The organism is Curtobacterium sp. MCLR17_036 (genome assembly GCF_003234445.2).
GTDB lineage: Bacteria > Actinomycetota > Actinomycetes > Actinomycetales > Microbacteriaceae > Curtobacterium.
Genome location: NZ_CP126269.1, coordinates 3,264,626 through 3,285,275, shown reverse-complemented (window position 1 = coordinate 3,285,275; position 20,650 = coordinate 3,264,626). Strand labels below are relative to the sequence as shown.

Here is a 20,650-nt window from a genome sequence, read left to right as displayed (position 1 = left end):
GTCGGGGCGCCTTCGTCGCGCCCGGACGGCAGTGCGGCACGCCCGAGACCTGGGAGTCCACCCCTGTTCGGGTGGCAGCGGAGTAGCGGTGAGGTTAGCCTTACCTAACGTGACACCCATCGAACTGCTGACCTCCGCCACCGCCGAGCGGTACCGCTCCAGCGTCACGTCGACGGTCGACCGCCTGGCCGACCGCTTCGCCGCCGCTGACCGCCCGACGACCGACACCGCTCCGCAGGTCCTCCGGGCCCGGGTGCAGGCGGTCGACCTCGACGCCGAACCCCTCGGGACGGACCGCGCGCTCGCCGAACTCGACGACCTGTTCGTCCGCGAAGCGGTCTGGTTCCACGACCCGGCGTACCTCGCGCACCTGAACTGCCCGGTGGCGCTGCCCGCGGTCGCTGCCGAGGCCGTGCTCGCCGCCGTGAACCCCTCGGTCGACACCTGGGACCAGTCCCGGATCGGCACCGAGATCGAGCGGCACGTCGTCGCCTGGCTCGCCGGTCGGATCGGGTTCGCCGCGGGTGACGGCATCTTCACCTCGGGCGGCTCGCAGTCGAACCTGCAGGCCCTGCTGCTGGCACGAGAGGCCCTCGGGGCCAGCGGCACCGTGTTCACCACGGCGGAGACCCACTTCAGCATCGCGAAGTCCGCGCGGCTGCTCGGGCTCGAGGCCGTCGTCGCGGTCGCCACCGACGACGCCGGCCGGATGGTGCCCGCCGCCCTCGCCGAGGCGATCGCCGCCGCCCGCTCGGCCGGGCAGACGCCGATGGCCGTCGTCGCCACCGCCGGCACCACCGACCGCGGGGTGATCGACCCGGTCGAGCCGATCGCCGACGTGTGCGATCTCGAGGGCGTCTGGCTCCACGTCGACGCCGCGTACGGCTGCGGGCTGCTCGTGTCCCCGACCCGTCGACACCTGCTCGCGGGCATCGAGCGGGCGCGGAGCGTGACGACCGACCTGCACAAGTCGTTCTTCCAGCCGGTGTCCTCGAGCGCCCTGCTCGTGCAGCACCCGGAGGACCTGCGCCGCACCGCCTGGTACGCCGACTACCTCAACCCCGAGGACGCCGCCGAGCCGAACCAGGTCGACAAGTCGCTGCAGACCACCCGCCGGTTCGACGCCCTGAAGCTCTGGGCCACCCTGCGTGCGTCCGGGGCCGACGCCATCGGAGCGGCGTTCGACGCCGTCATCGACCTCGCCGCGGACACCCACCGGATCGTCGAGGAGCACCCCGACCTGGTGCTCGTCGCGCCGACGCAGCTCAGCACGGTCCTGTTCCGCTGGCAGCCCGCCGGGGTCACCGACGACCAGGCCGACGCGCTCGTCGCCCCGATCCGCGCGGCCCTGCTCGCCGAGGGCCGGGTGCTCATCGCGAAGACGGTCATCGACGGCCGCCCGTGCAACAAGCTCACCCTGCTCAACCCCGAGACGACCCCGGCGCAGATGCGCGCCGCGCTCGACCACGTCGCCGCGACGGCAGCACGCGTCCGCGCGACCACCACCGCCCCGGAAGGAGCAACGCGATGACCGCCGCTGACGACCGCCGGGCCGCCGACCGCCCCGTGCACGACGTCGTCGGCATCGGGATCGGGCCGTTCAACCTCGGTCTCGCCTGCCTGACCGACCCGTTGGACGACCTCGACGCGGTGTTCCTCGACGCCGCCGACGGCTTCGCCTGGCACCACGGCATGATGCTCGACGACGCCACGATCCAGGTGCCGTTCCTGGCCGACCTGGTGACGATGGCCGACCCGACCTCGCCGTTCTCGTTCCTCGCCTGGCTCAAGGAGACCGGGCGCCTGTACCCGTTCTACATCCGCGAGGACTTCCACCCCCTGCGCAGCGAGTACGACGCCTACTGCCGCTGGGCCGCCGACCGGCTCGACACCCTGCGGTGGGGCCGCCGGGTGACCGCCGTCGAGCACGACCCCGTCACCGACACGTTCACGGTGCACGCCGAGACCGACCAGGGCGCCGAGACGTACCGCGCACGGCACGTCGTCGTGGGCATCGGCACCGAGCCGTCCGTCCCCGCCCCCTTGCGCGGCATCGACGGCCCGGCGATCCACTCGGCCGACTTCCTGCCGAACCGCGACGCGCTCCGCGGTGCCGGCTCGATCGCGGTGATCGGCAGTGGGCAGTCCGCCGCCGAGGTCTACCGCGACCTGCTCGAGGACATCCGGCAGGACGGCTACCGCCTCGACTGGCTCACGCGCTCGCCCCGGTTCTTCCCGATGGAGGACACCAAGCTCACCCTCGAGATGACGAGCCCGGAGTACACGGACCACTTCCACGGGCTGCCCGAAGGCGTCCGCGACCGTCTCGGTCGGGAGCAGCGTGGCCTGTACAAGGGCATCAGCGCCGACCTGGTCGACGAGCTGTACGACCAGCTCTACCGGATCAGCGCACGAGGCCCCATCCCGACGAGCCTGCGCACCGAGACGAGCGTCGTCGACGCCGCCTGGCTCGCCGACCGCGGCACGTACCGGCTGACGCTCCGCCACGAGCAGCTCGACCAGACGTACGAGCACGAGGTCGAGCAGCTCGTGCTCGCCACCGGGTACACCCCGCGGGTCCCGCGGTTCCTCGACCCGGTCGAGCACCTCGTCGCCCGCGACTCCCGCGGTCGCCTGGCCGTCGCCCGCGACCACCACGTGGACACCCTGGGCGGGCGCATCTGGGTGCAGAACGCCGAGGAGCACACGCACGGCCTGACCGCGCCCGACCTCGGCATGGGTGCGTGGCGGAACGCGTCGATCATCCGGTCCGTCACGGGTCGCTCCGTGTACGGCCTGGAGGCCCGGATCGCCTTCCAGGAGTTCGGCCTGCCCGCCTCGGGGCAGCCGACAGCAGCGCCGTCGACGGCCCCACCCGCCAGCGCGCACAGCGCGCCGGCCGGGCACACGACCGAGCGTGCGGAGGTGTCCGCATGAGCGCCGTCGTCCACAGCACCGGTGCGGCGGGCGCCGGTGTGGTGGTGACCGGCGTCGAGGGCAACGGTGTCGAGGGCACTGCGACGGTGGACGCGCACGGATCGACCGCGCCTGTGGGAGCCGACGCGGGCCTCCTGACCGTCGAACCCGTGGACCCGGAACGCGACGCCGCCGTCGTGCAGTCGTGGCTCGCCCACCCGGCGTCGTCGTGGTGGCAGATGGGCGACCTCGACGTGGACGGCGTGCGCACCTACCTGGCCGGCGTGCAGGCGGACCCGGCGCAGGCAGCGTGGCTCGGCCGCCGGGACGGCGAACCGTGCTTCCTGGCCGAGACCTACGACCCCGCCGCCGTCCTGCTCGCCGACGTGTGGGTGGCGGAGCCGGGCGACGTCGGCATGCACCTGCTCGTCGCGCCGGCGCCCGCTGAGCGACGTGTGCACGGCCTGACGAGCGCGGTGATGCGGGCTGTCGTCGAGCACTGCCGGGACGCCCTCGGTGCGCGTCGGGTCGTCGTCGAACCGGACGTGCGGAACACCGCAGTGCAGGCGAAGAACGCCGAGGTCGGGTTCCGTGCGCTGCGACAGGTGGACGTCGACGGCAAGCGGGCCCTGTTGTCGGTGCTCGACACCGACCGCATCGGCGTCCCCGACGACGACGGGCCGGCCGCGCACCTGCGGCCCGAGCACCTGGAGCCCGCGGAACGGCACCTCGTCGCGAAGACGATCGCGGAATTCACCCACGAACGGCTGATCGCACCCGTGCCGGACGGGGACGGCTGGCGGCTCGACGCGGGGGAGTCGACCTACCGGTTCCGGGCGCGGCAGCACGTGCTCGAGCACTGGTCGATCGACGAGGCCTCGCTGACGCGGACCCGTGCGGGGGTGCCGGCGCCGCTCAGCGCGCAGGACCTCGTGCTGGAGCTGCGGGAGGTGCTCGGGATCCCCGAAGAGCTGCTGGGCACGTACCTGGAGGAGATCGCCTCGACCCTGGCGAGTGCTGCGGCGAAGCACCGGCAGGGTGGGCCGTCGGCGGCGCAGCTCGCGCGCGGGCGGTCCGGGGGATCCGTCGACGCCGCTGTCGCCTCCTTCCAGGACGTCGAGTCGGCCATGACCGAGGGGCACCCGGCCTTCGTCGCCGCGAACGGGCGGATCGGGTTCGGGCTCGACGAGTACCGGGCGTTCGCGCCCGAGTCCGGCGGGCGGTTCCGGTACCGGTGGCTCGCCGCCCGACGCGAGCACACGCACCTGGCGCTCGCGGCGGACCGCACCGAGCAGGCGCACTGGGAGGCGGAGCTGTCGGCGGACGTCGTGGCCGGCTTCCGGGGCACGCTGGAGCGTCGCGGGCTCGACCCCGACGACTACGTGTGGCTGCCCGTGCACCCGTGGCAGTGGCAGCACCGGATCGCCGTGACCTTCGCGCCCGACCTGGGCCGACAGGACCTGGTCGACCTGGGCGAGGTGTCCGACGAGTACCAGCCGCAGCAGTCCATCCGCACCGCGTTCAACCGCACCGAGCCGACACGCTCGTACGTGAAGACGGCGCTCGCGGTGCAGAACATGGGGTTCCTGCGGGGGATGTCGCCCGCGTACATGCGGAACACCCCGGCGGTGAACGACTGGGTCGCCGGGATCGTCGCCGGGGACACCACGCTCGCCGCTGCCGGCTTCTCGGTCCTGCGGGAGCACGCGTCCATCGGGTACACGGGGGACGCGTACCACCGGGTGGACGTATCCTCGCCGCAGCGGAAGATGCTCGCGGCGCTGTGGCGGGAGAGCCCGCTGCCGCGGGTGACGGACGGCGAACGACTGCTGACGATGGCGGCGCTGCTGCACCGGGACGCCGCGGGGAACGCCGTCGTCTCAGCGCTGATCGAGGCGTCGGAGCTGCCCGCCGACGAGTGGGTGCGGCGTTGGCTCGACGCGTACCTGCTGCCCGTCGTGCACTGCCTGACCGTGCACGACCTGGCCTTCATGCCCCACGGCGAGAACCTGGTGCTCGTCGTGCGGGACGGCGTCGTGGTCCGTGCCGTCATGAAGGACATCGGGGAGGAGGTCGTGGTGCTCGGGCGGCACGACGATCGCCCGGTCCCCGCCGACATCGAGCGGATCGTGCACCCGGTGTCCGACGACGAAGCGGCGCTCGCCGTGTTCACCGACGTGTTCGACGGGGTGCTGCGGTTCGTCGCCGCGATCCTGGACGACGACGGGGTGCTGCCGGAGGCCCGGTTCTGGCAGGTCGTCGGGGAGTGCATCGACGCGCACGCCGCCGCGCACCCGGACCGCCGTCGTCCCCTGGACCTGCGGGTGTCGACGTTCGAGCACTCGTGCCTGAACCGGTTGCAGCTGCGGAACACCCTGTCGATGGTCGACCTGGCGGACCAGGCGGCGTCGCTCATCCGGGCGGGGGCGATGCCGAACCCGATCGGGCGGTAGGGCGGTTCCGTTCCGCGCTCGCTCTGCGTCGGCGTCACGTCGGCCGGTTCCGCTCCCACTTGCACAACCGAAGTGCGCTCGCGCCGCGGAATCCCGCGGTTCGAGTGCACTTTGGTTCTGCGGCGGCGGCGCGGCGGTGCGGCGGTGCGGCGGTGCCGCGATGCGCGGGCGCACCGCACGACGCCGTCGTGGTGGCAGCGGGACCGACCGCGAGCGAACCCGCCTAGGGCTGCAGGCGCGTGGCCGACCAGGCGCCGTCGGCGAGCGCGTACTGCAGGCGGCGGTGCATCCGGTCGCGGCTGCCGTGCCAGAACTCGACGAGCTCGGGCTCGAGGCGCCAGGCGACCCACCCCGCGGGGCGCGGCACGTCGTCGTCGGACTCGTCGAGCAGCACGTTGGCGTCGTCGATGAGGTCCTGGAGCGTCCGCGGCTCGAGCACGGCGGACTGGTCGGCGATCGCCGTGGCGGCGCGCGACTTCGGCGACCGGTCGGCGAACAGCGCGTCGGACTCGTCGTCGGACAACTGCACGGCCCGGCCCTCGAACCGGAGCTGCTGCATGGTCTCGCGCCAGTAGACCTGCAACGCGGCGTGCGGGTTCTCGGCGAGCTGGCGGCCCTTCGGGCTGAGCGTCGAGGTGCCGAAGACGAGTCCCCGGTCGTCGAGCCGCTTCACGTCGACGGTGCGGGCGGACACCCGGCCGTCGGCGCCGGCGGTGGCGAGCGTCATCGACTTCGGCTCGGAGACGTCGCGCTCGTCCGCGGCGTCGAGCCACTGCTGGGCGAGGTCGAGCGGTGCGGCGGGGGGAGCGTCGAACTCGGGCAGGTGCAGGGAGTCGTCACCGGACAGCGAAGAGGACATGCCCCCACCCAACCGTGCTCAGACGGTCCACGTCCAGGCTGCCGGGGGACGCCCGCCGCGGGGACCGGCCGCCGGGGCCGCGTCGACCCGGGCGACGGCCGGGTTGGTGCGGAGCATCCGGTTGAGGTTGCCCGGATCCGGGGTGCTCCCGGTGAGCGCCGCGCGGAGGCGACCGGCGTCCGAGGTGGTGAAGCGCTCCCCGAGCAGCGCGCGCGTGAGCGGGACGTCCGACCACAGGCGCACGCGGGCGTGCTCGAGCGCCGCGTCGACGATGCGGTCGTGGTCGAACGGCAGGCCGAACGGGCGTTCGCCGACGTCGTGCCAGGTCGCGTCCGGGGCGGCCTGCGGGTCGACGACCGCCAGGAACGCGATGCTGATCGCGGTGCTCCGCGGGTCGCGGTCCGGCCCGTCGAACGCGCCGACCTGCGCCAGGTGGCGCACCGCCGCCGGGCCGATGCCCGCCTTCGTGCGCAGGGCGCGCAGCGCAGCGTCGGCCAGGATCTCGGAACCGTCCAGGAGCACGCCGGGAAGGGCCTCCCGTCCGGCGAACGGGTCGTACAGCCGACGGGCGGAGGCGACCCGCAGACCAGCCGCCCCCGCGAACGACGTCGGGACGACGTCGATCGCGATGAGCGGCTGGTCGCGGACCGCCGGGGCGGTCTCCGTCACGCCGAGGCGGCCCGGCGTGCGGTGCGGGCCGCACGCTCGTCGCGGAGCGTCTGCCGGACGTCGGCGAAGGACTGGAGGCGCGTGAAGCGTCCGTCGACCCAGACCGGCTGGAGCAGGCTGGTCGCCTCGTCCTCGGCCGTGGCCTGGTCCGTCTGCCAGATCTCGCCGGTCTCGTCACGGTGCAGGGCGATGCGGCCCTTCGCGCTCTTCTTGCCGCTGCCGGTCTTCGGGTCCTTCTGGATGTCGACGGGCTGGCCGTCGACGAGCGCCCAGGTGGCCTTGACCGCGCTGCCGAGGTTGTCGCGGGTCATGTACTGGTACGTGTACGAGCCGATGCCGAGCACGATGTTGTCGCTCGAGTACCCCTTGGCGGCGAGCCGCTCGTAGATGCGGCGGGCGCGGTCGAGCGTGATGCTGTCGCCGTAGATGACGCCGATGTGCTGGTCGAGGACCTTGTAGCCCTGCTCGTTCACGGTGTGGCCGAAGATCTCGTCGAGCAGTTCGACGACGCCCTTCTGCTCGTCGCTGCGGTCGGCGGCGAACAGTTCGGCCTCGTCGACGTCGTGCACGGTGCCGGTGACGATGTCGACCGGGTCGCCCGAGTCGGGGCGGATGACGAGCTTGCCGTCGCGGCCGGTGATGCGGTCCTTGAGCTGCGGCAGCGTCTCGGTGATGACCTTGAACAGGTCGAAGCCGTCGCTGACCGCGGAGACGATGCCCGTCGGGTAGACGTCGAGGATCTGCTGGAACGTCTCGAGCTCGCCGTCGGCGCCGCGGACGCACATGACGCTGTGCTCGGTGGCGGGCACGCTCGCGGCCACCCAGCCGTTGTCGCCCGGGTAGTAGCGGTCGATGAAGTCGAGCGACGGCATCGAGTCGGTGCCGAGGAACGAGAGCAGGTGCCCGGCGCCACCCGCTGCCGCCGACTCGATGCTCGACTGGCCGCGGAACGAGAAGTCGTGCGCGGCGAAGTCGATGCCCTCGGGGACGGCGCCGGTGCGGGCCGCCCAGTCCTCCATGAGGTCGCGGTACTCGAGCGCCTTCGTCGCGACGGTCGACGGGTGCCAGATCGAGGCGGACAGGGCGGTCTCGATGTAGTTCGGCAGCCAGTAGAACTCGTCGATGGTGTTCTCGACGGTCAGGGTCGCGACGCCGATCGGTGCGAGCGTGCCCTCGGGCAGCGCACGGATCTCGAGGGGCAAGTAGCCGAGGCGGTGCAGCGCCCGGACGTGGTCGGTGCCGATGTGGTTCGGGCCGAAGTAGCCCTGCAGGGCTTCGTCGAACAGGCGGACGACCTCGTCCTCGTCGGCGGCGAAGAACGGCGCCCAGGCCTCGACGAGCGAGCGCTGGACGAACGCCTGCAGACCGAAGACCACGGCGTGGGTCGACTCGGGCATGTGCGCGTTCGAGCGGTTCGTCCAGTTGATGAGGATCCGGGTGGTCCCGGCCGGGTAGACCTGCCGGTGCGAGTGCTTGTAGCCGTCGACGGCCAACAGGGGTGCGATCGGGCTCGCGGTGGTGATGCGGGGCTCGAGGCCCGTCGTGGTGGTGGTCATCGGATCTCCTTCGTGAGGTACGGGCTGAGCGGGACGGTGCGCAAGCCCGGCACGTCGTTCTGCGCCGGGTAGCTGTCGGTCGTGACGATCTCGCCGAAGTGCTCGGCGAGCTGCGGGGCCCGGCCGGAGAAGACGCCGTGCGAGACCCAGAGACCGAGGCGCTCCTTCGGCAGCCCGGTCGAGCTCGCGAGGCCCATGAAGGTGCCGCCGCCGTCGCAGATGTCGTCGACGACGAGGAACCGGCCGTCCGCGGGGAGGGGCTCGCACGAGAACCCGTCGAGCTTGCCGGTGTCGGGGTTGCGGTGCTTCTCGGCCCGGTACAGCGGCAGGCCGCACGACTCGGCGACCGCCGTGGCCCGGGCGACCGCGCCCTTGTCCGGCGCGATGATGCCGGTGTACGCGTCGCCCTCGACGTCGAGCACGGCGTCGCGGACGACCTGCTCGCTCGTGACCACCGTGAGGTGGTCGACCAGCCCGACGACCACGGGGGAGTGCGGGTCGAAGGCGATCACCTGGTCGATGCGGAACCCGTTGAGGACGTCCGCGTAGACCTTCGCCCCGAAGGGCAGGCCGCGGTCCTGCCGGGCGCCGGGCAGGTACGGGACGAGGGCGACGGACCGCGATCCGCGCTGCCGGACGGCGTCCGCCCACATGCCGAGCATGAGGAGGTCGTCGCCGTTCGTGCCGCGCAGGGTCGCGATCTCGGTGGTGCCCCCCGGCTCGGCGGTGTCGTTCGCCACCTTGACGTGCGCTTCACCGGCGGGGAACCGCATGGTGGAGAACGTCGGTGTCGTCTGGTTGCCCTGGGCGTCCCAGGTGCTGAGTTCGACTGCCATGACCCGACCGTACCACAGTAATTGTCATAGTGACAAGAATTCCGTCTCCCTGGTGATCCGGACGTGCCCGGCACCGCTCACGAGCACCGTGTACGTCGCGTGGCCAGCGAGACCGGAGAAGGTCGTGTTCGCCCCCTGGTCGTCGTCGCGCCCCGTCGGGACGCGGCCGCGGTCGAGCCGGAACATGGCGTCGACCGCTGGTGCCGGCACCAGGGCGAGGCCGTCGACGTACCGGTGCAACGCGTCGACCTGTCGTTGCGAGGAGAGCGCTGCCAGGTCGGTCGGTCGGAACTCCGTCGGCGGCTGCCCCTGTGCGCGGGTGTCGAGGAGCACCTCCACGTGCGCACGGGTCCGGCCGACGTACCGGCGACGGAAGCGTCGGACCCGCAGCGTGCCGGAGTCGTCGACTCCGATGTCGACCAGGTCGGACCACCGCACACCGTCCTCGTCCGCACCGATCGTCGTGACGAGCCGCACGTCGTCGGGGCCGTCGGACAGTGCCTCGGCCTCGTCCCACTCGCCCGGCTGCAGCGCGTTCCCGGCCATCGATCGCACGATCTGCCATCGCTCGTCGCCGTGGGGTCGGCCGCCGGACAGTGCTGCGCGGAGGCGGCCTCGCAGGCTCCGGTCGACGACGAGTTGCTCGCACGGTCCGGAGACCGAGACCACCTCGTCGACGTCGTCGTACGGTGCGGCAGCGCGGGGAGCGCGCAGCGCGGCTCCCGCAGCAGCCCGCTGCTCGGCGACCGTGGCGAGGCGCTCGGCAGTCGGAGCGAAGACGTCGACCAGGTCCGCCGACCCAGGGGAGCGTCCCTGTCGGAGTCGGTAGGCGCGGAGGCCCCCGCCCTGGTCGCGCGCCGCGCCACTCGGCCAGACGTCGATCCGCGCGCCCTCGACGCCGAGCAGCCAACCCTCGTGCTCGAGCTCCAGGCGTACCCTGCACAGCGCCTCGAAGGCATCGTGCTCGACAGCGACGTGCTCGACACCGTCGATGACGACCGTCACGGAGCAGCGGGACCGTCCGCCTGTGCCGGACCGTTCGACGTCCACCGTGAGCGTGACCGGGGTCGTCTCGCTCCCGCGGTGCGCCGTGTGTGCCCACTCGGTCATCCGGGTGTCGGTCCCAGCAGGTGGCGGGCGGCCCTGCGCCAACGACGAGCGACGGCATCGGGGGAGTCGACGACGGCGATCTCGGGGTGCGGGCGCCGACCGAGGGCCTCGACCGCTCGCGTCCGCCAACCGTCCGGGTCCGTGTCGATGACGACGGAGCAGCTCGAACCGCCCGCGGATGCTTCGAAGAGCCTCCACGCCGAGTGCGGTCGAGCCAGCTTGCTGACGATGTCTCCCCAGATCCCGTCGGCGGCGGACAGCTCGAGGGCTCGGACGCCGGACGGTGCGAGCGGGACCAGACCTGGACGACGTGGCTGTTGCTCCGTGATCGGGACGCCGTCCCCGTGTCCCTCGGCGACGTCGACCTGCACGATGAAGCGGCCGCCCCGCTCGTCCTCGAGCAGGGACTGCCGCGTCACCTGTCGTGTCGTGACTCCCCGCGTCGCCGGACGGTCATCGGCGACCGAGTACGCGAACTCGACACGAAGACCCCGATCGTGCGGTTCGGTGGCGCGGCGACCATCGGACTCGATCGCCAGGTAGAGGTCGTTCGGAACCGGCACGGCCCGGACCGTCGTCTGACGGGTACTCGCGCGCCAGGTCACCATCAGGACACGTGGCTGTCGGGCCGCCCGAGCATCCACGCCTGCTCCGGTGAGGACCGGCGATCGGTCACGAAGACGGGCAGGGGCACGAGCGATGCGGCCTGGACCCGGACGCGTCCGAGTTCGTCGGCGTCGTCCGTGTCGACGACTACCACGATCCGCTCGGACGCCCGTTCGACGATGACACCGACCGTGCTGATCGCCGCCCCGTCGTACTGTTCGCGGAAGTCGGTCACCGCCGGGTACTGCTCCGGCTTCGGGGCACCGACGACGACGTCGAAACCCGCCGGGAACGGGCTCGCCGCTCGGATGAGTGCCGCCGTCGTCCATGCGTCGAGTTCGAGGGGCAGCGCCGGCCCCGCTGCCAGCGTCAACGGGACGCCGGATCGGCCGGCCTGGTCGAGGAGCACCCCCACGGGCAGACCATCCGGTTGCGCGCTGACGACTCCGTCCACGATCACCGCGGGGATCATCGACGTGATCGCCAGGTCGCGGGGTGAGAGCACCGGCGCGCGGTCCCGCGATCCACCGACGATCCGGTCGATGTCCTCGGGCAGCAGGACCTCCTCGTCGGGCTGGCCTGGCTGGAGCAGGAGAGCCACGTCGGCCGGGGTCGCGCGGAGTGCCGACCACAGCGTCGTGTGCAGGAGGACCGCGTCGTCCGGAGCCGCGGCCTGAGCCTGTTGCTGGTCGAGGAACGCGAGCGCGACGGCCTGGGGCGACTCGTCAGCCGGGGCGATGACCGCCGGGACGCCGTCCTCCGTCGCCAGCATCCACAGGTCCGTGTCGACCGCCCGTCGCCAGGCCGTGAGCTCGGCCGGCTCGCTCAGGTCCACGGGCCCTCGAGTTCCCGTTGCGCGGGAGTGGCCTTCTTCCGCCAGCCATCGACGATCTTCGTCCATCGGTGCAGTGCCTTGGTGGTCTGCTTCGAGGGCGATGCAGCATTGTCGGTCTCGAAGGAGAGGACCTGGTCGAAGTACCCGGTGTCGCCGTAGCGCGTGAGTGCGGCTCCGGGGCCGATCTGCGAGACGACTTCGGCGCCGCGGGGGAAGGTGAAGAGCCCTTGTGCCATCAAGGGTTCGTTGCGGACATCCACGAGTCGGCCGAGGTCACTCGACCGGATCACAGTGGTCGTCAGCGAGCCGTACGCGAGCAGGCGCGGTGGAGTCCCACCGGCGCGGGTGTCGACGCGCCCGTCGATGTGGTCGTTGAGCAGGAACTGGTGACGTGCGCCGACTCGGACGTCGACTTCGGGGTCGAGCGCGTCGAGGAGCAGCGCCAGGAGTTTCGCCCGTGCGACGAGATCCGGGAGTGTTGCGTCAGGGGACCACCGAGGCGCCGTGCCGTAATCGATGACCAGCCGGCCGTCATCGGAGAACGACCGATCGGCGACCGGTCCCACGACGAGGACGTCCGGGAAGCCCTCGTGGATCATTCGTCGGCCCCGACGAGCGGCTGCGTGTAGGCCACCGCGCGCCACGGTGCGTGCAGGGCTCCGCGCATACCGACCGACTCGGTGATCGACCGAACGCTCGGGTCCATGCCGGAAGGCCCGCCTGCCGGGAACGGCGATGGGCTGTCGGTCGCCATGCCGGAGTGGAAGTACTGCGTTCCACCGCCGGCGCCGAACTGCGGGTTGGCCTGCGCCGTGCCGACGGCGTACGGCTGGTCCGCTCCGATGTGTGCGACTGAGACGTCTTCACGGTACGGGGTCGGGTAGTCGAAGTTCGCGCCGACCTGGGCCGATTCGTGGAACGCGGCGGAGTCGCCGCTCGGGGCGTTCGGGACGGCGTAGCTCGCCGATGGGCTCTGCATGCCGGACGGCGTCGAGGCGAACGCGTCGATCTGCGCATGCGGGCCGGTCACGTTGGTCATCGAGTCGACACCGTAGTAGCCGTCGCCGCCCTGCCACAGCTGGCTGGCCCGGGCCGGATCCGTCCGAGCGATGTCGGACACGTGGGCGTTGTAGGCGCCGCTGACGGTGCGGTTGAAGGCGCGGTCACTCGCGGTGAAAGCGTCGGTGAGGCGCTCGACGATCGACTTGCCCTGCGACCCCACGAAGCCGGTGTGCAGTCCCTTCGCCGCATCGACGGCGCTGTGCACCATGTTCGCTGGGGTCAGGTAGCGCACCTGCAGTGCCATGCGCTCGAGTCTTCGCGTCGGGTTCGACGCGAACTGCTTCACCGCCAGTGGAAGCTCCTTGAGCGCCATCACGCCGTAGCGGCCAGCTCCGCTGAGGGTCCGGGCGGCGAGCGAGCCGAGCGATCCGGTCGAGCGGGCGAGCGAGAACGCCTTGCGTGCGTCGCCGGCTGCGGACAGGAGCCGTCCGGCGGTGGTGATGCCCTTCATCCCCGGGATGCAGTCGAGCAGGGCGAAGGCGAGGTCCCACCCGTCGGCGGTGCCCTTCGACATCTTGTACAGGGTGTCGGCGAGCACGAGCAGGGCTGCGCCGAGCACGATCCAGGCGAGTGGGCCGCCGATGATCATGACGATGATGCCGCCCACGGCGACGACGACCTTCGCGATGGAGACGATGGTCTCCCACGCCTCGGACCCGAAGATCTTGTCCCACGTCGACTGCTTCCCCAGCCCCGCATCGGCGGCTTCGCCGATCTTCGTCGCGGTACGCCGTTCCCCGTCCTCCCAGTCGCCCTTCGCGTCGGCGACGAGCCGCTTCGCCGCGTCGATCCGGGACTGCGCCGCAGCGATGTCGCCCTGCGCACTCGACACGGACCCCTGCGCGACGGAGGCGTTGTCGGACGCCGCCCGCAACTGCGCCGGCGACGGCACGTCCACCCCGTCCGGCACGTCGGAGCCCGCCGGGTACTTCTCAGCGACCTTCGACAGGTCCTTCGACGCCGACTCGTAGTGCGACAGGGTCGACTGCGCGTCGGCGAGCCGGGTCTGCGCCGCGGCGAGGTCACCGGAGGCATCCTTCGCGTCCGCCAACGCACCGTCAGCCCGGTACTGGGTGTCGTCGACGACGTCGGCCCACCCCGACAACGCGGACGCTGCGGCCTCGTAGGACGCGACGAGCTTGGTCAGGTCCGACGGGGTGTCCTCGATCGCGTCGACGAACACGTCCGCCGCTTCACCCTGCCAGTCGGTGAGCCACCCGGACCCCTGCACCGACTTCAGGCGCGTGGACGCGTCGGACGCGGCGTCGGAGATGCGCTGGTACTCCCGCGACATCATCCGCACCGACGACGGATCCCCCTTGACCGGGTCGTCCCCCTGGTCGACGACGTCCCACCCCGACGGCCGCGCCACGACTACTGCGCCTTCGAGGCGGCGGGGCCACCGCCACCGTTGTCGTCGTTGACCTGGAGTGCCTGCGCGAGCTGCTCGTCGGTCTCGGTGTACGTCTCGATCGACGAGTCGAGCATGTCCGCGAGGGCCTTCGCCGAGTCGCTGATCTTCTGCCGCTTGTCACCCCAGCGGTGGTCGAAGTCGTGCAGCGCATCCTGCACGGTGCCGGACCCGATCTCGTCGTCGGACGCGTCGACGCGCTTGTGCGCCTGCTCGAGCGTGCCGTGCACGGTCGTCAGGTCGCTCTGGAGCTCCCCGAGCCCCATCAGGTCGACCAGCAGCTTGTCTGCCACGGAACTGTCCCTCCCCGATCACGAACCGTGGGGTCGGTCCCGGACCGCCCCCCAGTGGAACCGCGACGACCCCGTGCCCCGCGCGATCGCGGGACACGGGGTCGACGACGGTGTCAGCCCTTGAGGCCGGAAGCCAGCGACTCGTCCGTTTCGGACAGGGTCTGCGAGGCCTTGGAGAGGAAGGTCGACAGGCCGTCGAGGCCCTGGACGGTCTGGCTCACGCCACGGTTGAACTCGTCGTAGGACTCGCCGAACGCGACCGACGACTTGTCGGTGACGTAGCCGTCGGAGACGAGCTGCTGGATCTTCCGCTGCAGTGCGGAGAGACGGTCCTCGATGTCGGCCTGGCCGGCCTTGAGGTCGGAGGCCGCAGCCTCGAGGTCTGCGTACGAGACGTTGATGTTCGCCACGGTGTGACTCCCTTTCCCCGGAGTTTCGTTCTGTCCCCCCAACGGGGCGTGTGCGGCAGACACTACCATCGTGCTCCTACGTGTAGTCAACGCTACGGGGGAACCTGCCATGACCTTCACCTTCACGATGGTCGACCGGGAGAGCGGCCAGACGGCCAACGTCTACGTGGACGGGGACGAGACGCGAGCGGTGCGCGAGGTCGTGGCCGAGGCCGAGCGGCTCATCGCCACGGACGTCGTCGCCTCGGGCCGGACGCCGGCGTACTTCGTGGGGGAACGGCCGCTCGACCTGTCGGCGACGGTGGCCGGGTCGGGGGTGCGGGCCGGGGTGGTCGTCAGCCGCAGCCTCGAGCAGGTGCCGCCCCCGCCGCTGCGTCCGCTCGGCGACGCCGAGATCCGCATCGTGTCCGGTCTGCACGCCGGGCGGATCGTCCGGGTGGGGACCGGCACCGTGGTGGTCGGGACGGCGCCGGGCGCCCACGTGCGGATCCCGGTCAGCGCCACCGAGGCGGTCGAGGCCGAGGCCTCGGGCACGGCGACGGTGCCGGACGTCGCCCTGCTCGTCACGGTCACGGCGGACGGGGCGACGGTGCGCCCGGCGAACGGCTTCGCCGGGGCCGTGCTGGACGGCGAACCCGTCACCGGGTCCACCGACTGGCCGGAGACCGCGCAGCTCGCCGTCGGCGGGGTGCTGCTCGGCTTCGGGCGTGCCCCGGACCGCGGCGCGCACCTGTCCCTGGCCGACGACGGCATGGCCCTGGAGTACAACCGGCCGCCGCGGATCCTGCCGCCGGACGAGCACACGCGCTACCAGCTGCCGGCGCCGCCGACCGAGCCGCCGACGCGGGCGCTGCCCGTCCTCATGGCGCTCGCGCCGATGGGCATGGCCGTGATGTTCGTGTCGACCACGGGGCGGTGGATCTACCTGCTCGTCGCCCTGCTGTCGCCGATCCTCATGATCATCACGGGCCTCCAGGGTCGCCGCCAGGGCAAGAAGACGTACCGCCAGCGGGTCGTGGAGTACGAGGAGACCAAGGCGAGGATCGAGGCGGACGCGACCGAGAGCCTCCAGTCCGAACGCGCACGCTGGATCGCGAGCGCGCCCGACCCCGCCGCCGTCTACGAGACCGCGGTCACGCCGCTGCCACGCCTGTGGGAGCGACGGCGGACCGACCCCGACCACCTGCTCGTCCGCGTCGGCACCGCGACGCAGCGCTCCGAGGTGACCATCGAGGACCCGGAGCAGCTCTCCCACAAGCGCACCGTCGCGTGGGACGCCACCGACGTGCCGGTGCGCATCCGGCTCGCCGAACGCGGCGTGATCGGCATCGCCGGGCCGGACGACGACGCCCGTCGACTCGCCAACTGGGTCGTCGCGCAGCTCGCGACGCTCCAGAGCCCGAAGGACGTGCGCTTCACGCTGCTCACCGACACGACCCGCACCTCGCTGTGGGAGTGGATGTCCTGGCTGCCGCACGTCCGTCGCGACGGAGCCGACCAGCCGATGACGAGCATCGCCTCGAGCGCCGCGACGACGGCCCGCGCCATCGCCGAGCTCGCCGCGGTGATCGACGCGCGCAAGGAGGCGGGCATCGGGAAGAAGACGCCCCCGGCCGACGAGATCGTCGTCGTGATGGACGGCGCGCGCCGCCTGCGGGCGATGCCGTCGCTCGTGCAGGTCCTCAAGGAGGGGCCGGCGGTCGGGGTGTTCAGCATCTGCCTCGACCTGGACGAGCGGCTGCTGCCCGAGGAGTGCGACGCCGTGGTCGTCGTCCGCGACGACCGGGTGCGCGTCACCCAGCAGCGGACCGAGCGGATCGACGACGCCCGTCCGGACCTCGTCGACCAGGACTGGCTCGAGTGGGTGGCCCGATCGCTGTCGCCCGTCGTCGACGCCAGCCCGGACGCCGAGGACGGTGCGATCCCGTCGTCGGCGCGCCTGCTCGACGTGCTGCAGCTCGAGCCGCCGACCTCCGAGGCGGTGCAGGCCCGCTGGTTGCTCGGCGGACGCAGCACGACCGCCGTCGTCGGCGCGTCGATCGACGGCCCGTTCGCGATCGACCTGCGCAACGACGGGCCGCACGGCCTGGTCGCCGGCACCACCGGGTCCGGCAAGTCCGAGCTGCTGCAGACGATCGTCGCCTCGCTCGCCGTCGCGAACCGGCCCGACGAGATGAACTTCGTGCTCGTCGACTACAAGGGCGGCGCGGCGTTCAAGGACTGCGTGCTCCTGCCGCACACCGTCGGCATGGTCACCGACCTCGACACCCACCAGGTCGAGCGCGCGCTCGAGTCGCTCGGCGCCGAGCTGCGCACCCGCGAACACGCGCTCGCCGCGGTCGGCGCGAAGGACCTCGAGGACTACCAGGACCTGCAGGCCAAGCGCGCCGCCGCCGGTGGCGAGACCATCGCCAGCATGCCGCGGCTGCTCATCGTCATCGACGAGTTCGCCTCGCTCGCCCGTGAGCTGCCCGACTTCGTCAAGGGGCTCGTGAACATCGCACAGCGCGGGCGCTCGCTCGGCATCCACCTGATCCTCGCCACCCAGCGCCCCGGTGGGGTCGTCTCGCCCGAGATCCGGGCGAACACGAACCTGCGGATCGCGCTGCGGGTCACCGACCAGTCCGAGAGCCAGGACGTGATCGGTGCGAACGACGCCGCGCGGATCGCCAAGACCACACCGGGGCGCGCCTACGTGCGGCTCGGCGCCGCCTCGCTGCTGCCCTTCCAGTCCGGTCGCGTGGGCGGGCGACGGCCCGGCACGGACGACCAGGAGGCCCGGCCCGCGCTGGTGCGCGAGCTCACCTTCGCCTCGTACAGCGACCCGGCCCCGCGACCTGCCGCCGTCGAGGCGGCGGCCAGCGACGTGGAGGTCACCGACCTGAGCGTCCTGGTCGGATCAATCTGCGACGCGACCCGCGCGCTCGGCACACCCGCGCAGCGGCAGCCGTGGCTGCCGCCGCTCGGCACGGTCGTCGGGCTCGACGACGTCGAGGCGGCCGGCGACGGCGACCTGCCGGAGCTCGCCGTGGCGTGGGGCGTCGAGGACCACCCGTCCGAGCAGCAGCAGCGGCAGACCGTGTTCGACCTCGACGTGGACGGCCACCTGTTCGTCATCGGGTCCCCACGCTCCGGACGCAGCCAGGCCCTGCGGACACTGGCCGGCGCGATGGCGCTGCGCCTTGGGGTGGGCGACGTGCACCTGTACGGCATCGACTGCGGCAACGGCGCGCTGCTCGCCCTCGCCGGCCTGCCGCACTGCGGCGCCGTCGTGCAGCGGCACGAACCGGACCGGGTCTCGCGCCTGCTCGGCATCCTGCTGCGCACCGTGCAGGACCGGCAGGCGGCGTTCGCGAGCGGCGGGTACTCGTCGATCGCCGAGCAGCGCTCCGACCCCGGCACGACGCCGCTGCCGCACATCGTCGTCCTGCTGGACCAGTGGGAGAGCTTCATGGCGACCCTGGCCGACGCCGAGAACGGCGCGCTGCACGACGCCGTCCAGACGCTCCTGCGCGAGGGCGTCGGCGTCGGCGTGCACCTGGTCGTCTCCGGCGACCGCACCCTGACCTCCGGCCGGATGTCGAGCCAGGTCGAACGGAAGCTGCTGCTCGCCCTCGCCGACCGCGGCGACTACAACTACGAGGGCATCAACGGCAAGAAGCTGCCCGAGTCGATCCCGCCCGGCCGCGGCTTCCGCAACGGCACCGCGACGGAGACACAGGTCGCGGTGCTGCCCGGCGGACTCGGCGGCCGCGACCAGGCCGCAGCGCTCCGCGGCATCGGCGACGAGGTCCGCACCCACGTGCCGGACGACGCGCCGAAGCCGTTCCGGATCGACGTGCTGCCCCGCTCCGTCACCCTCGACGACGCGCTGCGCCACCTGCCGGCGTCCGACGCGGTACCGGGCCGGGTCGCCCTCGGTGTCGGCGGCGACGAGCTCCGACTGTTCACGCACGACTTCGTGCAGGACACCCCCGTGTTCATCGTCGGCGGCAGCCCGCGCTCGGGCAAGAGCACCGCGCTCCTCGCGATGGCGCGGCACGTGCTCGGCGCGGGCGGGTGCGTCGTCGCGGTCACGCCCCGCGAGTCGGTGCTCCGCGGCCTGGACGGCACGCCCGGTGCGACGGTGGTCACCGACGCCGGCATCGGCGCAGAGGGGCTGACCGCCGCGGTCGACGCCGGCGCCGGTCGCTTCACGCTCGTGCTCGTCGACGACGCCGAGGTGCTCAAGGAGACCGCGGCGGAACCCGTGTTCCGCGCGATCCTGGAGTCCGACCGCGGCCGCTCGGTGGGCCTGGTGCTCGGCGGCGACGTCGAGGGCGTCGCGAGCGGGTTCCGCGGCTGGCAGGTCGAGGCGAAGAAGGCCCGGCGGGGCATGCTGCTCGCGCCGCTCAGCACCGTCGACGGCGACCTGATCGGCACGAAGCTCTCGAAGAGCCTGGTCACGCAGGACCGCGTCGCCGGGCGGGCGCTGCTCAACGACGCCGACCAGGCGCTGCGGCTCGTGCAGGTGCCGCTCGGCTAGGGTCCGACGCGCTGGACGTACTGCGGTGGGACGGCCAGCGCCAGCGTGACCCGGTCGTGGCCCTCGGCGAACTCGACACCGTCGGCAGCCGCCCGCGCGGCGTCGATGCGGAGCAGGACCGGGTGCGGGGCCTTGCGTCGACCGGCCTGGAGCGCGAGGTCACGGTCGGTCGTCAGGTGCGCGTACTGCCGGCCCATCGGCAGGAGTCCCTGCTCGAGGATGCGTGCGGCGGCCTCGGGTGATGTCGCGTGCCAGAGCTCGGCAGCGGGTTCGACGCTGCGCTGCACGATGCGCTGGTCGGTCGAGTGCCCGTACTGCGCGCGGATGCGGTCGTCGTCGATGGCGAAGCGTTGCTTGTCGGACTCCGCGACGACCCGTCGGACGTCGTCCACGGTGACGTCGACACCGGCGCCCTGCAGACCGGCGACCAGCGCGGACAGCGGCACGCTGCCGTCCGGAGCGAGGTCGAGGCCGTAGGCGGCGGGCTCGTGGCGGAGGGCGTGCGACATCGCCTTGCTGATCGTGGTGTCCCGTCGGGTCATCGTGGGTCCTCGTCCTCGTCCTCGTGCTCGTGCTCGTGCTCGGCGAGCCAGGCTGCTCGGTGATCCTCCATCTCCTCCCACCAGACGTCGAACGACGTCCACTGGCCGCGGTACTCCGTTCCCGGCGAGGCGAACGTGTGGATGACGAGCACGGGAGGGTTCCCCGAGCGATCACCACCGTCGAAGCAGAACACGTCGTCGGTGTCCTGGTGCTTCGCGAGCGGTACGAGCGTCCGCGCTGGGAACTGCTCGGCGACGATCGCCGTCCAGGCCGCCGTCTGCCCCCGGTACTCGGAGGTCCACATGAACGGGTCGATCTCCGCCAGGGTCGTCCGACCGATTTCCGCCCGGAACCGATCGGGGAACACGAAGTCCGCCGGCGCGGACTGCAGAGCGTCGATCAACCGCTCGTCCGCGCTCGTCAGGAATCGCTCACGCATCGCGTTCCTCCTGCGGTCGGGGTGCTCGGTGCGCCCGCCCGGACTCGTTCTGTCCCATCGCGCACGAGATGGGAAGACGATCCGCGCGTCGGAAGCCGGAAGAACCTGCTGACCACGCGCGAAACGG

17 protein-coding genes are annotated in these 20,650 nt (G+C 72.2%); 4 read left to right on the top strand and 13 right to left on the bottom strand.

The window, feature by feature from the left end; genetic code table 11:
• Positions 1-109 precede the first annotated feature (109 nt).
• Genes DEI99_RS15435 through DEI99_RS15425 form a run of 3 tightly spaced genes read left to right on the top strand, consistent with a single transcriptional unit; the run spans position 110 to position 5,369 of the window.
• Positions 110-1,531: a pyridoxal phosphate-dependent decarboxylase family protein gene (locus tag DEI99_RS15435; protein ID WP_111040979.1), complete on the top strand. Its 1,422-nt coding sequence runs from the start codon at positions 110-112 to the stop codon at positions 1,529-1,531.
• Positions 1,528-2,937: a lysine N(6)-hydroxylase/L-ornithine N(5)-oxygenase family protein gene (locus DEI99_RS15430; protein WP_111040978.1), complete on the top strand. Its 1,410-nt coding sequence runs from the start codon at positions 1,528-1,530 to the stop codon at positions 2,935-2,937. Before DEI99_RS15435 ends, DEI99_RS15430 begins: the two co-directional genes overlap by 4 nt.
• Positions 2,934-5,369, top strand: a complete 2,436-nt coding sequence (locus DEI99_RS15425) for a GNAT family N-acetyltransferase (RefSeq protein ID WP_258369250.1) — start codon at positions 2,934-2,936, stop codon at positions 5,367-5,369. The genes DEI99_RS15430 and DEI99_RS15425 overlap by 4 nt, the downstream gene beginning before the upstream one ends.
• 223 nt (positions 5,370-5,592) lie before the next feature.
• Here the strand turns inward: DEI99_RS15425 and DEI99_RS15420 are convergent, their stop codons facing one another.
• From DEI99_RS15420 to DEI99_RS15370, 11 genes are all read right to left on the bottom strand, one after another.
• Positions 5,593-6,228, bottom strand: coding sequence for a pyridoxine/pyridoxamine 5'-phosphate oxidase (locus DEI99_RS15420; protein ID WP_071297472.1), 636 nt, complete (start codon positions 6,226-6,228; stop codon positions 5,593-5,595).
• Positions 6,229-6,246: 18 nt separating this feature from the next.
• Positions 6,247-6,897: an NUDIX hydrolase gene (locus DEI99_RS15415; RefSeq protein ID WP_111040977.1), complete on the bottom strand. Its 651-nt coding sequence runs from the start codon at positions 6,895-6,897 to the stop codon at positions 6,247-6,249.
• Complete coding sequence (locus DEI99_RS15410; protein WP_111040976.1) at positions 6,894-8,453, bottom strand: nicotinate phosphoribosyltransferase; 1,560 nt, start codon at positions 8,451-8,453, stop codon at positions 6,894-6,896. Before DEI99_RS15410 ends, DEI99_RS15415 begins: the two co-directional genes overlap by 4 nt.
• Positions 8,450-9,289 (bottom strand): phosphoribosyltransferase family protein, encoded by an 840-nt coding sequence (locus tag DEI99_RS15405; RefSeq protein ID WP_111040975.1) that lies wholly within the window; start codon positions 9,287-9,289, stop codon positions 8,450-8,452. The genes DEI99_RS15410 and DEI99_RS15405 overlap by 4 nt, the downstream gene beginning before the upstream one ends.
• Before the next feature lie 24 nt (positions 9,290-9,313).
• Positions 9,314-10,399 (bottom strand): hypothetical protein, encoded by a 1,086-nt coding sequence (locus DEI99_RS15400; RefSeq protein WP_111040974.1) that lies wholly within the window; start codon positions 10,397-10,399, stop codon positions 9,314-9,316.
• Positions 10,396-10,962: a hypothetical protein gene (locus tag DEI99_RS15395; RefSeq protein WP_146247062.1), complete on the bottom strand. Its 567-nt coding sequence runs from the start codon at positions 10,960-10,962 to the stop codon at positions 10,396-10,398. The genes DEI99_RS15400 and DEI99_RS15395 overlap by 4 nt, the downstream gene beginning before the upstream one ends.
• 44 nt (positions 10,963-11,006) lie before the next feature.
• Complete coding sequence (locus tag DEI99_RS15390; RefSeq protein ID WP_181434360.1) at positions 11,007-11,840, bottom strand: hypothetical protein; 834 nt, start codon at positions 11,838-11,840, stop codon at positions 11,007-11,009.
• Complete coding sequence (locus tag DEI99_RS15385) at positions 11,831-12,406, bottom strand: hypothetical protein (RefSeq protein ID WP_284180885.1); 576 nt, start codon at positions 12,404-12,406, stop codon at positions 11,831-11,833. Before DEI99_RS15385 ends, DEI99_RS15390 begins: the two co-directional genes overlap by 10 nt.
• 29 nt (positions 12,407-12,435) lie before the next feature.
• Complete coding sequence (locus DEI99_RS15380) at positions 12,436-14,274, bottom strand: WXG100 family type VII secretion target (protein ID WP_111040970.1); 1,839 nt, start codon at positions 14,272-14,274, stop codon at positions 12,436-12,438.
• Between the two features lie 2 nt (positions 14,275-14,276).
• Positions 14,277-14,606 carry a type VII secretion target gene (locus tag DEI99_RS15375; RefSeq protein ID WP_111040969.1) on the bottom strand — a complete coding sequence of 110 codons (330 nt, stop codon included), beginning with the start codon at positions 14,604-14,606 and terminating at the stop codon, positions 14,277-14,279.
• 113 nt (positions 14,607-14,719) lie between these two features.
• Complete coding sequence (locus DEI99_RS15370) at positions 14,720-15,016, bottom strand: WXG100 family type VII secretion target (protein ID WP_071253951.1); 297 nt, start codon at positions 15,014-15,016, stop codon at positions 14,720-14,722.
• A gap of 109 nt (positions 15,017-15,125) precedes the next feature.
• Here DEI99_RS15370 and DEI99_RS15365 point away from each other — a divergent pair, with 109 nt between their 5' ends.
• Positions 15,126-19,541 carry an FtsK/SpoIIIE domain-containing protein gene (locus DEI99_RS15365; protein WP_111040968.1) on the top strand — a complete coding sequence of 1,472 codons (4,416 nt, stop codon included), beginning with the start codon at positions 15,126-15,128 and terminating at the stop codon, positions 19,539-19,541.
• Here the strand turns inward: DEI99_RS15365 and DEI99_RS15360 are convergent.
• Together DEI99_RS15360 and DEI99_RS15355 are read right to left on the bottom strand one after the other, a co-directional pair.
• A complete protein-coding gene (locus DEI99_RS15360; RefSeq protein ID WP_111040967.1) occupies positions 19,538-20,083 on the bottom strand; it encodes an RNA 2'-phosphotransferase in 546 nt (181 codons plus the stop codon). The two genes, DEI99_RS15365 and DEI99_RS15360, sit on opposite strands and share 4 nt — an antisense overlap.
• Positions 20,080-20,523, bottom strand: a complete 444-nt coding sequence (locus DEI99_RS15355; RefSeq protein WP_111040966.1) for a hypothetical protein — start codon at positions 20,521-20,523, stop codon at positions 20,080-20,082. Before DEI99_RS15355 ends, DEI99_RS15360 begins: the two co-directional genes overlap by 4 nt.
• Positions 20,524-20,650 lie beyond the last annotated feature (127 nt).